The sequence below is a fragment of the Methanomassiliicoccales archaeon genome (genome assembly GCA_026394395.1).
Classification (GTDB): domain Archaea; phylum Thermoplasmatota; class Thermoplasmata; order Methanomassiliicoccales; family UBA472; genus UBA472.
Genome location: JAPKYK010000002.1, coordinates 176,328 through 190,554 on the forward strand (window position 1 = coordinate 176,328; position 14,227 = coordinate 190,554).

17 protein-coding genes are annotated in these 14,227 nt (G+C 61.6%); 3 read left to right on the top strand and 14 right to left on the bottom strand.

Annotated elements, in window-relative coordinates; translation table 11 throughout:
- Nucleotides 1–18: 18 nt before the first annotated feature.
- Complete coding sequence (locus NT131_03290; protein MCX6650666.1) at nt 19–1,068, bottom strand: hypothetical protein; 1,050 nt, start codon at nt 1,066–1,068, stop codon at nt 19–21.
- Nucleotides 1,069–1,200: 132 nt separating this feature from the next.
- Here NT131_03290 and NT131_03295 point away from each other — a divergent pair, with 132 nt between their 5' ends.
- Nucleotides 1,201–1,707 (top strand): DNA-deoxyinosine glycosylase, encoded by a 507-nt coding sequence (locus tag NT131_03295; protein ID MCX6650667.1) that lies wholly within the window; start codon nt 1,201–1,203, stop codon nt 1,705–1,707.
- Here NT131_03295 and hypF read toward each other — a convergent pair.
- Nucleotides 1,704–3,893: a carbamoyltransferase HypF gene (gene hypF / locus NT131_03300; GenBank protein ID MCX6650668.1), complete on the bottom strand. Its 2,190-nt coding sequence runs from the start codon at nt 3,891–3,893 to the stop codon at nt 1,704–1,706. The two genes, NT131_03295 and hypF, sit on opposite strands and share 4 nt — an antisense overlap.
- Nucleotides 3,894–3,986: 93 nt before the next feature.
- On the opposite strand from hypF, the gene gcvH reads away from it, so the two are divergent.
- Nucleotides 3,987–4,370 carry a glycine cleavage system protein GcvH gene (gcvH, locus tag NT131_03305; protein MCX6650669.1) on the top strand — a complete coding sequence of 128 codons (384 nt, stop codon included), beginning with the start codon at nt 3,987–3,989 and terminating at the stop codon, nt 4,368–4,370.
- Here gcvH and NT131_03310 read toward each other — a convergent pair whose 3' ends face one another.
- Nucleotides 4,371–4,601, bottom strand: a complete 231-nt coding sequence (locus NT131_03310; GenBank protein MCX6650670.1) for a hypothetical protein — start codon at nt 4,599–4,601, stop codon at nt 4,371–4,373.
- A 120-nt stretch (nt 4,602–4,721) separates the two neighbouring features.
- On the bottom strand, nt 4,722–5,507 hold the full coding sequence (locus NT131_03315) for an S-methyl-5'-thioadenosine phosphorylase (protein ID MCX6650671.1): 786 nt from the start codon (nt 5,505–5,507) through the stop codon (nt 4,722–4,724).
- Between the two features lie 146 nt (nt 5,508–5,653).
- Between NT131_03315 and NT131_03320 the strand changes: the two genes are divergently transcribed.
- The gene (locus NT131_03320) at nt 5,654–6,187 is read left to right on the top strand and encodes a flavin reductase family protein (protein ID MCX6650672.1); all 534 of its coding nucleotides are present in this window, start codon (nt 5,654–5,656) and stop codon (nt 6,185–6,187) included.
- 16 nt (nt 6,188–6,203) lie between these two features.
- Here the strand turns inward: NT131_03320 and pheA are convergent, their stop codons facing one another.
- From pheA to hisG, 10 genes are read right to left on the bottom strand one after another with little or no spacing between them, the layout of a single operon-like run.
- A complete protein-coding gene (gene pheA / locus NT131_03325) occupies nt 6,204–7,019 on the bottom strand; it encodes a prephenate dehydratase (protein MCX6650673.1) in 816 nt (271 codons plus the stop codon).
- A 1-nt stretch (nt 7,020) separates the two neighbouring features.
- The gene (locus NT131_03330; protein ID MCX6650674.1) at nt 7,021–8,385 is read right to left on the bottom strand and encodes an aspartate kinase; all 1,365 of its coding nucleotides are present in this window, start codon (nt 8,383–8,385) and stop codon (nt 7,021–7,023) included.
- A complete protein-coding gene (locus NT131_03335; GenBank protein ID MCX6650675.1) occupies nt 8,373–9,032 on the bottom strand; it encodes a histidinol phosphate phosphatase domain-containing protein in 660 nt (219 codons plus the stop codon). The genes NT131_03330 and NT131_03335 overlap by 13 nt, the downstream gene beginning before the upstream one ends.
- Complete coding sequence (gene hisIE, locus NT131_03340) at nt 9,029–9,631, bottom strand: bifunctional phosphoribosyl-AMP cyclohydrolase/phosphoribosyl-ATP diphosphatase HisIE (protein MCX6650676.1); 603 nt, start codon at nt 9,629–9,631, stop codon at nt 9,029–9,031. The genes NT131_03335 and hisIE overlap by 4 nt, the downstream gene beginning before the upstream one ends.
- Entirely contained in the window at nt 9,628–10,383 is a 756-nt protein-coding gene (hisF, locus tag NT131_03345) for an imidazole glycerol phosphate synthase subunit HisF (GenBank protein MCX6650677.1), read from the bottom strand. Before hisF ends, hisIE begins: the two co-directional genes overlap by 4 nt.
- Nucleotides 10,380–10,931 (bottom strand): imidazoleglycerol-phosphate dehydratase, encoded by a 552-nt coding sequence (locus NT131_03350; GenBank protein MCX6650678.1) that lies wholly within the window; start codon nt 10,929–10,931, stop codon nt 10,380–10,382. Before NT131_03350 ends, hisF begins: the two co-directional genes overlap by 4 nt.
- Before the next feature lie 4 nt (nt 10,932–10,935).
- Nucleotides 10,936–11,637, bottom strand: a complete 702-nt coding sequence (locus tag NT131_03355; protein ID MCX6650679.1) for a 1-(5-phosphoribosyl)-5-[(5-phosphoribosylamino)methylideneamino] imidazole-4-carboxamide isomerase — start codon at nt 11,635–11,637, stop codon at nt 10,936–10,938.
- Nucleotides 11,634–12,230, bottom strand: a complete 597-nt coding sequence (hisH, locus tag NT131_03360) for an imidazole glycerol phosphate synthase subunit HisH (protein MCX6650680.1) — start codon at nt 12,228–12,230, stop codon at nt 11,634–11,636. Before hisH ends, NT131_03355 begins: the two co-directional genes overlap by 4 nt.
- Nucleotides 12,230–13,273 carry a histidinol-phosphate transaminase gene (gene hisC / locus NT131_03365; protein MCX6650681.1) on the bottom strand — a complete coding sequence of 348 codons (1,044 nt, stop codon included), beginning with the start codon at nt 13,271–13,273 and terminating at the stop codon, nt 12,230–12,232. Before hisC ends, hisH begins: the two co-directional genes overlap by 1 nt.
- Before the next feature lie 9 nt (nt 13,274–13,282).
- A complete protein-coding gene (gene hisG, locus NT131_03370; protein ID MCX6650682.1) occupies nt 13,283–14,146 on the bottom strand; it encodes an ATP phosphoribosyltransferase in 864 nt (287 codons plus the stop codon).
- Nucleotides 14,147–14,227: the final 81 nt, after the last annotated feature.

Consider the following 14,227-nt stretch of genomic DNA (forward strand, 5'->3'; position numbering starts at 1 on the left):
TTGCCACATCGCAAAACATCAATCTTCGAGGATGTTGTCCAGCAGCGTCCCTAACGGGAAATGCTCACCGCCGTTCTCGTGGAAAGAGGCCTTCCCCGCCCCCTTCCATCTCCCGCCGCGGACGGCGAAGGGCACCTGCATACACATGTGCTCGCCGGTGACCGAGGAGGCACCATGGTCTATGAGCAGCGCCACCTGGCAATCGCTGAAGTATTTTTTATAATGGACCAGTTCCCGGTCGATCTCCTCGATCAGCCGCAGCTTGTTCTTGGGGTTGCACTTGTGGCTGATGTCGTCCGTCTCCTCTATGTGTAGGAAGACGTCCTGTCCTTCGACCGTATGGCTGGCGACCTTGATCCCTTCCTTGAAGCCCGGCACGCGCACCGTCTCCATACCCAGGAACTTGCCGACGCCGAGCGCAGAGGGGCTCTTGGAGATGACGATGAGGTCCGGGACCTTGGTGATCTCCCGGCGGACGTCCACGGCCACGCGGCCATGCCCCCCGCCCCACGGGAGCAGCGCGATGCCGCCGGTGCTCTCCTTCACGCCATCGGCGAACTCCTGGAACGGACCGAGCTGCTCGGCGGTCAGCATGGCTGGGCCGGGGGGCTTGGGCAGGTTCAAAATATCGTTCCCCCTGACCGTGAGGACGCCCTTCCCGCCGTGGTAGGCCAGGATCTTGGGGTCCATGGAAGAGAGCTTGGAGCGGTTCTTGATGATGGCCCGCTGCAGGAACATCTCCTCGTCGCAGGTGATGTTATAATACCATTCCACGTGCCCGTCGAGCACCTTGGCCGGGGTCATGCGGTAGGCCACCCGGTCCTCGCCTATGGGCAGCTCTAGACCGTACGCTTCGATCACCCCGCGGGGTATCTCGTACGGCTTTCCGGTCAGAAGCTCCAGGAGGAAGGTGTGGGTGTAGTCCTTCCCGTCGGTGATGCCCACCTTGCCTTCCCGGGCAACCCCGTCCATGAACTCTTTGTGGGCCGCCTCTAGGGGGGTGCGGTTGTTGAAGATGGATATGCGCTCGTCGGCCGCGCCGTCCAGTAGGATTATAAGCTTCCTCATTTAACAGGCCTTAACGCTCCCGAATGGCGTTGGCCATATAATATCTGTTGGTCGTATCGTCCAACTTGAGCATCCTATAAGCCTTAGGAAAGCATCTGGACCTTCATGACAGGTCCCCAACGCTTAGGTAAGATGGAGCATCGGACCGGACTGCCCCCGGTGATAGGGAAGGGGCCGAAGGTCCTGGTCCTCGGCACCATCCCCAGCGTGCTTTCCGACCGGAAGCAGGAATACTACGGCAATCCCCAGAACCGCTTCTGGAAGGTCGTCTACGGCATCTTTGACGAGGACGCCGATCCCGATTACGAAAGACGGCTGGAATTTCTCAAGGGGAAGGGCATCGCCCTATGGGACGTCCTGCGGGAATGTGACATCAACGGCAGCAAGGACTACAGCATCGAGAACCCCGTGGCTAACGACATCGTGGCGCTGCTCCGGCAGCACGAGGGCATAGCTCACGTCTTCATCAACGGAAAGAAGGCCCAGAAGCTCTACGAGGGCCTGATACAAGGAGAATTTCACGATGATATGAAGCGGCCAATGATGATTGTGCTCCCCTCGACCTCCACGGCGAACCCCGTTCCGTTCTTAGAAAAGGTAAGGGCCTGGAAGATCATACGCCAGGCGCTCAGCAATTAGTTACCGGTCTTCGAAAGGGCCACCGCGCACTGCCCCGTCGAGATGCACCCGTCCCCGTTGGGCGTCCGGTCGTGGCACACGAACTTGAGCCCCCGGTCCTCCACCAATTCCTTCGTCCAGGTTGATATGGGACGATTGTAGCTGACCCCGCCGCTAAGTCCGATATGCTCCACGCCCTCGTCCTCCGCCACCTCCGCAGCGATGTCCACCAGGCCGCGCACCATGGCGTATACCATGCTTCCAGCTCTATCCGCCTTGGTTCCGGAGGCCTCTATCATGCGGCGGAACATCTCCGGGGTGTCGATGACGTTACCGGAGCGGAGCGTCGGCACCAGGTCCAAACGTTTGGCGTTTCCCAGCCATCTCTCCAACTTCATGGCCGGTTCCCCGTCGTAGCTGCGATATTGGCACACGCCCAGGTAGCACGATATCGCATCCAGCACCCGTCCGAAGGAAGTGCTGGTGCCGGAGCGGGACATCATTTTGCGGAATACTTCCGCTTCCGCTTCCGGGAAATAATCCAGGCCTCCGCCGGTCATCTCGGCCATGGCGAAGGCCAGCCGGCGCACGTCGTACACCGTCTTCTCCCCTCCAAGAAGAGGTATCTCCTTTAAATGTCCAATCCGCCGGTAGTCCTCCAGGTTGGATAAAAGGACCTCTCCGCCCCAGGCCACCCCGTCGTCCCCGTAACCTGTTCCGTCTATGGTGATGGCCGAGATCTCCTGGAGCCCCGATTCTACCAGCAGGGCGGCGGCGTGAGCGTGGTGGTGCTGCACCTCCACCGCCTCGATGCCGTTCTCCTCGGCCCAGGCCTTGGCCAGACGCCTCGTCGTGTGACCGGGATGCATATCCATGCCCACGGCGTCCAGATGGTCCGCTCCAAGCAGACGGCGCAGATATCTCAGGCTCTCCTCCAGGAACTCCAGAACGCCTGGCGAGGTGGCATCGCCGATGTACTGCGTGGCGTACAGCCTTCCGTCGAACGTCAGGGCGCCGGCCAGCCCCTCCTGCGCTCCGACACCCACGGCCACGCCCTTCAGGGGGAAATCGATGTAGGAGGGGATGTGCCCCCTCGACTTCCGCAAATAGTAGGTCCGGTCGCCAAAAGAGCGCACTACCGAGTCGTCGCAGCGGTTGACGATCTCCCGATCGTGCATCAGATACAGGTCCGCCCCGAGCGTCAGGGCGTCCTTCTCCCTCAATACCATTGGTTCGCCGGGAACGTTGGCCGAGGTCATGACCAGGGCGTCCTGCTTAAGGTGATGGAAGAGCAGGTGCTGCATCGAGGTGTAGGGAAGGAAGACCCCGATGTTGCCGAGGCCGGGGGCTATCAGCTCCGTGAACGCGTTCTCCACCTTGTCCACCAGGACGATGGGGCGGTGACTGGAGGTGAGCAGCTCCAGATCGTGCGCCGTCGGCCTGCCGAAGCGCTTAAGCGCTTCCAGGTCCCGCACCATGATGGCGAACGGTTTCTCCTTCCTCCGGTACCATTCGCGCATGTGCGGCAGACGGTCCAAGGTGCAGCACAGGTGCATCCCGCCCCAGCTCTTGGTCACGCCGATATTGCCCTGCTGCAAGCCCAGGGCGAACTTGGCTATGGGGTTCTCTCCGTCCCGTCCTCCGTCCGGTCCTAGCAGGTAATAGCGCGGGCCGCACACCGGGCAGGTGATGGTCTGATGATGGAAACGGCGGTCCGCTGGGTCCCCGTACTCTTTCTGGCATTCCAGGCAGAGCGGGAACGGCCGCATGGACGTCCTGTCCCGGTCGTAGGGCAGGTCCTCGATTACCGTAAATCGCGCCCCGCAGTCGGTGCAGTTGGTGAAAGGGTAAAGGTAACGTCGGTTGGACGGATCGAACATCTCCTTGAGGCAGGAGGGGCACACCGCGGTGTCGTTGGGTATCCCCACGCCCTTGTTCCCGGCCTGGCTGGGGACGATGACGAAGCCTATCTCCCTCAATTTGGCGTCCGGAAGGCCTTTGGAGATGACCACCTCGTCCAGTCGGGCCAGGGGCGGAAGGGCGGCCTTCAGCCGGGAAACGAACTCTTGAGCATCGCCGTCGATCTCGATGACGACGTTAGAACCGTTGTTCTGCACGTATCCGTGAAGGCCCATGGAACTGGCCAGGCGATGGACCGTCGGGCGGAAGCCGACGCCCTGGACCACTCCCCACACGGTGACGCGCATGCCTCTTTCCATCATGCCTTGGATATTTATCCCTTGTTGATGGCGGGGCGCACGAGGCATAAATATTGGTAAACCGTTCCCACCGGGGATAGCATGAGCGAGGTACCAGAGGGACTCCGTTACACCAAGGACCATGAATGGACCAAGGTCGAGGGCGACGTGGCCACCGTGGGCATCACCGACCACGCCCAGGAGGAACTGACCGAGTTCGTTTACATCCAATTGCCCAAGAAGGGCGCCAAGGTCAAAAAAGGCGAGGTGCTAGCTATAGTGGAGAGCGTCAAGAACACCGCCGACGTCTACGCTCCGGTGTCCGGCGAGGTCATCGAAGCGAACGCCCCTCTCGACGACGACCCCTCCCTCATCAACAAGTCGCCCTACGCCAAGGGCTGGATGGCCAAGATAAAGATGGCCGACAAGGCGGAGCTTGGTAAGTTAATGGACCCCGCCGCCTACCGCAAGCACATCGGCGAGTGATCAGTACTCGAGATAGATGTTGGCGGCGATGCAGGCCTCCCGCAAGTGCTGCACGAAGGCCTCCTCGTCCTTTAACATGACCTTTAAGGCCTTCGTCACCTTGGTGCAGTCCTTGTAGTTCACCCCGGCCATCTCGTGAATGATGATGTCGACCCTCTTTCGATTGTCCACATCGATAACCAAACCGGCCTTTAGGAACACCTGCTCGAGATGCCGGAAGTAGCAGGTCATGAAAATAGTATGCAGTTGCATAGAATAAAAATGTTTCACTGACCGTGAATTTTATTATCCAGTTATATGTGAAATGAACGCTGGCCCGCGGCCCGGGCCAAATGTTCCCGTGGTCCGGCCTCAGGCCCCGGCCGATTCCAGGACCTTGGCGCAATCGCACTTCTTCCTTTCGGCCGGTATCTTGGGCAGGGTGCTCGTCAGCAGGGTCCGGAGCTTGTCCATGTTCTCCGACATTATCCTGAGGATGGTCGCCGTGTCCACTGGGTGTTCTGCCCACACGTCGTAGTCGGTGATCATGGCCAGGCTGGTGTAGCACATCTCCATCTCCCGGGCCAGGGCGCACTCCGGGGCTAGGGTCATCCCGATGACGTCGGCGAAAGCACGGTACATCTTGCTTTCCGCCCGGGTGGAGAAGCGCGGGCCTTCGATGCACACGTACGTTCCGCCCAGATGCACCAGTATGTTGGCCTTCTTGGCTTCCTTGGCGAACAGGGCGTTGACCTCCGGGCAGAAGGGGTCGGCGGCGCCGATGTGCACCGTCTTCGGTCCGTCGAAGAAAGTATACTGACGGCTCTTGGTGAAGTCGATGAACTGGTCGACAAGGACGATCTCTCCGGGCTTGAACTCCTCCTGCAGAGATCCGACGGCGCAGGGCGAGATTATGCGCTCCACGCCCAGCTGTTTCAAGGCGTAGATGTTGGCGCGGTAGTTGATCATGTGCGGCGGTATGGTGTGCCCGCGCCCGTGGCGGGGCAGGAAGGCCACCGGCACTCCCTTCAGCTCGCCTATCTGTATCTCGTCGGAGGCCGTGCCGTAAGGGGTGTGCGGCCTGACCGTCTCCTTCAGCTCGAACATCTTGGGGTCATAGACCCCGGTACCGCCGATGATCCCGATCCTCGCCTTCATCGTCATCCTTCCGGATACGGAAATGAACGTAATTAAATTGCACGCCTCCCGGCTGGCCATTAGCATGAAGTTCGCGCTTGTCATCCTTCCTATTTCATGAACGAGGTACCCAATCCTATTTTTACAACCTGTAAAATCTCTTGGCGATGGCAGTAGGGGAAAAGGTCGAGGTCAATCCCATTTGGGCCTGTCGGGCCTTTCCGGCGTTCCCGGTGGCGCTGGCCGCGGTAGGGGATGAGAAGGGGAACAAGAACATCATCACCATAGTCCTTGTTCACATGTTCTCGTTCGATCCGCCGGTATTGGGCATAGGTGTTTCCCCGGCCAGGCATAGCTATCAGATGCTGGAGGCCGCGGACGATTTCTCCATCAACATCCCGGGAAAGGAGCTGGTGGAGGAGGTCGTCTATTGCGGCAGGACGTCCGGGCGGGAAGTGGACAAGTTCGAGGACTGCGGCTTCATCGACGCCCCGGGCAAGAAGATCAAGGCGCCGGTGATCGCCGAGTGCATGGTCAACCTGGAGTGCGTCAAGCGCCAGAGGATCGACGCCGGGGACCACGTCTGGTTCCTCGGCGAGGTGGTGCACGCCGAGATGATCAAGGACCTGAACCGGGAGAACACGCTGATGTACTGGTCGGGCGAGTTCCGCGTTCTCGGCGACGTCATCCGCCGCCGCTGAAGTATTTTGTACCGGATCAAGGCTGGCTGGCCTTCAGGAAGGAGCCGAAGACCCGGACGCAGGAAGCGCTCTCCTGGAGCTGTTCCAACGCCATCCGCACCTTCTCGTCCTTGACATCGCCGTCCAGGTCCAGATAGAAAACGTACTCCCAAGTGCGTCCGCGCCAGGGGCGGGACTCCAGCTTGGTTATGTTGACGTCGTTGGTGGCGAAAGTCTTCAGGCAATCGAAGAGCGCCCCTGGCTGGTTCTTGGTGGTGAAGGCCAGGGCGGTCTTGTTGCCCTTGGCGCCAGCCTTCTCCTTGGACAGCACGAAGAAGCGGGTGATGTTGTCCTGCACGCTCTGCACATCCGCCAGAAGCACCTTCATGCCGTAGGTGGACGCGGCCCGGCGGCTGGCTATGGCCGCCTCGTCCTTCGATCCCCTTTCCTTCACCATGCGCACCGAACCGGCCGTGTCGAACGCCGGCACCTTCTGCCACTCCGGATGCGAGGTCAACAGGTCCCGGCACTGCGCTAAAGCTTGTGGGTGGCTGTAGACCCGGCGCACGTCCTTCAACGAACCGTCCGGATGACCGATGAGGCAGTGCCGGATGCGCACCATGACCTCCCCCACGACCTTCAGGTCGCTCTGGAACAGCAGATCGTTCGCGGCGGTCACGCTGCCCTCGATGGAGTTCTCCACCGGCAACATGCCCAGGTCCGCCTTGCCGCTCTTCACGGCCTCGAACAGGTCCACGAACTCGGCGCACTCGAGGGTGCTGGCGCTATCGTCGAAAGAGAACACCGCGTCCTCGCTGTAAGCGCCTTTCACTCCCTGGAACGCCACTATCATGTCAGCACCCGAACAGCTCCTCGTGAACGGCCTTGGTGGCCTTCTCCAGGTCGGCCTCGTCCACCGTGAAATGGAAGGCCACGAGCGATGCGCCTGCGGATATCAGCCCGACGTTCACACTTTCCTTCGCCACCGCCTTGAACACCCGGGACGCCAGCCCCGTGTGGTGGCCCAGTCCCTCGCCCACGATGCACATCAGGGCGAAGTCGGTGTGCGTCTCTATCCTGGTGGCGCCGCCCTCCGTCAGTACCTTCTGGGCCTTGGCCACGTCCTTCTTGTCCACCAGCAGCGCGATGCAGGTCAGCGACGTCACCACGCTGTAGATGTTGATCTCCGCCTGGCGCAGCGACGACGCCACATCGGCCAGCACTCCCAGCTTGTAGCCGGTGTTCTCCCCGAACACCTTCACCAGGGAGAGGTTCTTCATGCAGGAGATGGACTTGATGCTCTTCTCCACGTTCTCCACCCCCTTGATGGCCGTCCCCGAGGCCTCCGGGCGAAAGACGTTCTTTACCCGGATCTCGATATTGCCGGAACGCGCCGGTTCCATGGTCATGGGATGGACGATTTTAGCTCCGAAGTACGCCAGCTCGGCCGCCTCGTCGTAGGTCAGCTGTGGGATCGGCCTGGCGGACGGAACGATCTTGGGGTCCACGCTCATGAACCCGTCCACGTCCTTCCATATCTCGAGGACCGAGGCGCCCATGGCGTTGGCCACGGCGGCCGCACTGTAATCGCTGCCGTTGCGCCCGAATACGGTGACGCTGCCCTCCGGCGCTCGTCCGAAGAACCCGGTGACCACCGGGGTGACGCCATCGTGCATGATCTTCATCAATTTGGGGCGGATAGTGGAGCGGGTGGCCTCCAGGTTCACCGTGGCCGTCCCGTACTCGCCGTCGGTGATTATGCCCAGCTCGTCAGCGTCCATTGCCCGCGCCTTCATGCCCATCTCGTTGAGCAGGGCGGAGACGACGATCACGGAGAGGCGCTCCCCGAAGCACTGCACGTAGTCCCGGATGCGGGGATTGACCTCTTCGATGTAACTGGAACCGTAGAGCATGCGCTCCAGTTTGACCAGTTTCGCCACCAGCTCCTCCATGGCCTGGGCCTGGCACTTTTCCGAGGATAAGGCCTCCTTGACCAGGTCGGTGTGCAATTTGGTGATGGCCTTCATGAAGTCGTCCACATCCTCCTCGGTCCGGGTGCGGGAGATGAACTGGACCAGCATCTCGGTAACGCCGGAGACGGCGCTGAGGACCACGACCTTCTTCTCCTTCTCGACCATAATGATGCCAGCCACCTGGCGCATGGACTCCCCGGTCTTCAGCGAGGAACCGCCGAACTTCAGTACCTTCAGGTGCGGCACCTCCTCTTGACTATCATCTGGGGCGTCTCCACCAGCGCGCGGTCGGCCTCTTCCCTGGTAAGACCGGCGGCCAGCGCGATCTGCGTGGCCGTGACCAGGTCTATCAGGTCCCCCGGGCTGTGCGCGTCGGTGTTGACCACCATGTGGGCCCCGGCCTGCTGGGCCATGCGGGCCACGTGCCCGTTGGTCTTGCAGTGCGAGCCGCGGGAGGTTATCTCCAGCACCACGCCGTTGTCCCGGGCATGCTGTGCTTCCTCCAGGGTGATGAACCCAGGGTGCGCCAGGATGTCCACCTCGGGGTTCATGACCGCCGCCAGGTTGGTCCCCTTCTCCACCGGCTCGCTTATCGTTTCACCGTGAATCACCACGATCTCCGCCCCCAGCTTGCGTGCTTTGGAAACGACCTCGTCGATGCGGCGCACGGGAACGTGCGTTATCTCCACTCCGACCAGCACTTTCATGCCCCATTCGGTGGCCAGGTCGGCGTCCCTCCTTCCTTCGGAAATGATCCGTTCCAGGTTGCTCAGCGAGGCGTGATCGGTGAACGCCAAGGTCTTCGTTCCCTTTACCAGGGCGCGGCGCGCCAGCTCGATCGGGAGCAGCTCGCCGTCGCTCATCAGAGTGTGGGTGTGCAGTTCGGCCCTCATTTTCTTCTCTCCGCCAGTTTACGATAGACGTCCTCCCACTTTATCTCCATGCCTTCCATCGCCACCAACAGGTGGTAGACCAGGTCGGCGACCTCCCAGGCCTCCTCCTTCTCTTGGTGGTTCTTGGCGGCTAGCAGCACTTCCGCCGCTTCCTCCACCACCTTCTTCAGGCGCTTGTCCTCGTCCGCCAGGAGCTTGCAGGTATAGCTGCCCTCCACCGGGTGGGCCTTGCGGTCGCGGATGATCCGTATGAGCTCGGGGACCACGGCCATGGTGCCCTCGAGATCGCCGTACACCACCTCGTCGAAGCAGGACATGCGCTCCAGGTGGCAGGCCACCCCGGTCTGCTTGACCCGCACGAGCAAGGTATCATTGTCGCAGTCCAGCTGGATGGAGACGATGTCCTGCACGTGGCCGGACGTTTCGCCTTTCATCCACTGGGCCTGCCGGGACCGGGAGTAGAAATGGGTTCGCCCGGTCTTCAGCATCTGGCGGTACGCTTCATCGTTGGCGTAGGCCATCATCAGCACCTCGTTGGTCTCGTGGTCTTGGACGATGACCGGTATCAGTCCGTTGGCATCGAACTTCGGGCTGCTCATCTAACCTCAACTCCATTCTCTCGGAGATATTGCTTCACGTTCCCCACCGTGCACTGGCCGTAGTGGAATATGGAGGCTGCCAGCGCCGCCGCCGCCTTCGTCTCTTTCAAAACCTCCAGGATATGCTGCGGCGAGCCGCAGCCCCCGGAGGCGATGACCGGTATGTCGACCGCGTCCGCCACCGCCCTTGTCATAGCAATATCGTAACCGTCCTTAGTGCCGTCGGCGTCCATGCTGGTCAACAGGATCTCCCCGGCCCCCAGCTCCTCCACCCGGCGGGCCCATTCCACCATGTCCAGGTTGGCGTTCTTGCGCCCCCCGTGCGTGTACACGGTCCAGGAGCCCCCCTGGCGCTTGGCGTCTATGGCCACGACGACGCATTGCGAGCCGAAGTCCTTGGCGCACTCGGAAACGAGGTCGGGGTGCTGCACGGCGACGGTGTTCACGGACACCTTGTCCGCGCCGGCGTTGAGGGCCTTGCGCATGTCGTCCTTCTCCCGGATCCCACCGCCCACGGTAAGCGGGACGAAGAGGCGCTTGGCCGTCTCCTCGACGATGCCCAGCAAGGTCCGTCGCCCCTCGGCGCTGGCGGAGATGTCCAGGAAGACGATCTCGTCCGCCCCCTGCTTCTCGTACGCTTCGGCAAGCTCCGGCGGGTACCCCACGTCCTTCAGGTCCAGGAACTTGATCCCTTTGACCACCGCCCCGTCCTTCACGTCCAGGCAGGGGATTATCCGTTTGGTCAGGCTCATCTCTTGCTCACCTTGGGGCGGTCCTTGGTGCTGAGCTCCTTGGACCGCGGCCTCACCGCGGCCTGGAGGGCCTTTCCTAAGGCTTTGAAGGTGGCCTCGATGAGGTGGTGCTCGTCGTACCCCCGCAATATCAGCACGTGCAGGGTGATGTCCGAGGACATGGCGAAGCTGCGGAGGAAGTGGGTGTACAGCGGGTCGGGGCAGTCCAGGTCGGCGTACGGCCTTTCGATTATGTCCACCACCACCTGCACTAGGGCGTCGTCCATGGGCATGAGGGAGGAGGCGGTGCGCTCGATGGGCGTCTCGCCCAGGCTCTGCCTCAACGTCTTGCCTAGGACTATAGCAACATCCTCCACCAGGTGGTGCACGTCGTCGCCCGTGGCCTGCACGGTCAGGTTGAAATTGGCGTAGCGGCCCAGGGTCTCGACCATATGGCGCAGGAACTGGTCGTCGCACTCCACCCTGGTCTCTCCCACCCCGTCCAGTTCCAGCACGATGCGCACCTCGGTCTCCCGGGTCTTGCGCACCAACTCCGCTTTCCTTACCATGCCATCAGCTCCGAAATACTTTATGATTCAATTTTCCAGTATAAAGCGCTAATCCCACCACCGCCTCCAGGACGCCCATTCGCCGCAGGGCCTCGACGTCCCTCTGGTCGGTGACGCCGCCGGAGACGATGGTCAGGTGCGGGCATCTGGACACGAAGGAGCGCACCGCCCCTTCGTCTATGCCTTGGGCTTGCCCCTCCACGTCCACGTTGGTGAACAGGACGCCGGCCAAGGGAACGCTCTCGATCTCCTTGAACACGGTCTCCATGTCCAGTCCGGCATCGGCCTTCCAGCCGTGCGTCTGGATCTTCCCGCCCTTCATGTCCATGGCCAGGACCACCCTCTTGGGGTACTTACCAGCCATGGTCCTCAGCCACTCAGGGTCCTGCAGTCCCTTGGTGCCCACGATGACCCGGTCCGCGCCGCAGTCCAGGTAATACTCCGCCACCTCTGTCGAACGGATGCCGCCGCCGACCTGCACCGGCATCTTCACCGAAGCGATCACCCTCCGGATGGTCTGGGCGTTGTGCCCCTTCCCCAGGGCGGAGTCCAGGTCTATTATGTGCAACCGCTGGGCGCCTTGGGCCTCCCAGTCCTTGGCCGTGGTCAAAGGGTCGGGCAGCACCACCTGCTCCGTGCCCGGGACGCCGCCCACCAGCTGCACCACACGGTGGTCCAGTATGTCCACCGCGGGCATGACCATCATCTGCACTCCTCCGCGAAGCGCACGAAGCCGTTCAGGAACTCCAGTCCGGCCGCGGAGCTCTTCTCCGGGTGGAACTGCGTCCCGTAGGTGTTCCCCTTGTGGAACAAGGTGGGGAACTCCCCGTAATAATCGGTATGGCCAACGTCGGAGTAGTCCTCCGGGCGGCCGTGGTAGGAGTGGGCGAAATAGAAGTACGGCTCGCTGATGTTGCGCATGATGTGGTCCTCCGACTCCACACGGTTCCAGCCCATGTGCGGGACCCGGGGTGCCTTCAGCCGCACAACCCTGCCTTTCAAATAACCGAGCCCAGGGCTCGTTCCTTCCTCGCTCCCCTCGAACAGTATCTGCATGCCGATGCACACCCCCAGGCAGGGCACGCCGTCCTCCAGGCGGTCCACTATCACGTCCCGGTGGGGCAGCAGCCGCTCCAAGGTCTTGTCGAAGGCCCCCACGCCGGGAAGCACGATGCACTCGGCCTCCGGCAGCTTGGACATGTCATCGATGACGGTCACCTGCGCCCCGCAGAGCTCCAGGGCCTTGCGTATGCTGTGCAGGTTGCCGACCCCGTAGTCGGCCATGGTGACCTTCAGCATTACCCTAGGACCTCCCCGATCTTGCGCAATAAGGTGGAGTTCATCTCCCTGGTGCCTATGGTCGTCCGTACGCAATTCTCCAGGCGGCGCTCCTTGCCGAAGTCCCGCACCAGCACGCCCTTGTCCGCCAGTTTACTGGTCAGCGCGTCCGAGGGCACCGTGGAACGGAACAGCATGTAGTTAGCCTCGGAGGGGAACACATCGAATCCCAGGTACCTCAGCCCCCTCTCCAGGTACGGCCTCTCCTCCTTCACGACGCGCACGCTCCTCTCCAGGAACTCCCGGTCCTTCAAGGCGGCCATGGCCACCCTCTCCCCTATCATGTTGAGCGAGTAGGGGATCTTGACCTTCTGCAGGGCTTCGGCCATCTCCTCGCCCGCGACCAGGTAGCCCACGCGCATACCCGCCAGTCCGTACGCTTTCGAGAACGTCCGGGTGACGATTAGGTTGTCATACTTCTTGACCAGGGGGATGAAGGACATACCGGCGTACTCCCCGTAGGCCTCGTCCACCACCACCGGACGGTCGTTCCCTTCGATGACTGCCTTGACGTCGTCCAGGCGAAAAGTGTTGGAGGTGGGGTTGTTAGGCGTGCAGATAAGCGCCAGCTTTCCTTTGGCGTCGTTCATCTTCTCTACGACCAGCTGGAACTCGTCGTCCAGGTCTACGGTGACGGTCCGCCCGCCGTTAATCTTCACGAAGAAGGAGTGCAATACGTACGCAGGGTGGGCGGTGATGACCATCTCGCCCGGCTCCACGAAGGTCTTGATGATGATGTCCAACGCTTCGTCGGAACCGTTGCCCACCACGAAGTTCTCCGGACGCAGCTTGTACAGCTCCGCGAGAGCGCCCCTCAGCCCGTCTCCGTAGGTGCTCGGGTACTGTCCAACGTCCAGCGAGGCGCATTCCTTGAGCGCACGTTGCCCGGCGGGGTTGGCCCCCAGGGCGTTGGTGCTGGTGTCCATGCGCAGCTTGTCCCCCACCTGGGGGTTGTAGTAGAGCTGCAGGTCCCGGCAGCTGCTGCGTATCCAGTTCTTGTCCATGCAGGCACCTCAGGGGACCATGCGGTCGATGGGCGTGAGCAGTATTCCTGTCGCTCCCATGCGCTTGAGCTTGATGATGGCGTCGTAAGCGTCCGTCTTGTCGATGACCACGTGCACGGCCACGACGTCGTCCCGGCCGATGATGTTCATGATGGTCGGGCCGGCGATACCGGGGAAGGATTTGCGGACCTCGTCCAGCGAGGTCTTCGGCACGTCGGCCATGAGATACTGTTTGTTCTCCGCCTCGGTGACGCTCAGCATGGCGGAGATTATCTCCTGCACCTGCTGCTCGTGGCTCTCGTACGCTTTACGGTTGGCGATCACGACCGCTTGTGATTCGGCGACGACCGCCAGCTCGCGCAGGTGGTTCATCTTTAACGTTGAACCGCTGGAGACCAGATCGACGATTATATCGGCGACGCCCAGGTGCGGGGCGATCTCCGCCGCCCCGGCGATGGAGGCAATCTCCACCTTCTTGCCCAGCTTCTCGAAGTACTTGCGGGTCATGTTGGGGAACGACGTCGCCACCACCAGCCCGTCGGGCAGGTCCTCTGGGCGCTTGACGTCCATGGCCTCCGGGACGGCCACGGATAGACGGCAGCGCCCGAAGTTGAGCTCGTAGGGCACGACGACGTCCAGGCCGGACTCCAGCACCAGGTCGTAGCCGGTGATGCCCACGTCCACCGCTCCCTTGTGCACGAACTTGACGATGTCCTGGGCCCGGAGGAACATTACCGCCAGGTCCTGGCGCTTGACGTTGGCGTACAGCCTGCGCTCGTCCCCGTTCTCTATCTCCAGTCCAGCCTGCTTGAGGATCTCGATGGACCTCTCGCTCAGCCTTCCTTTGTTGGGTATGGCCAGCCTGAGTGTCATATGATAACCCTTGGCAATACCCCATCAATGGACAAATGCTACTTATAATTACTGACACTCTGGTCGCGAACGCGCGTTTGT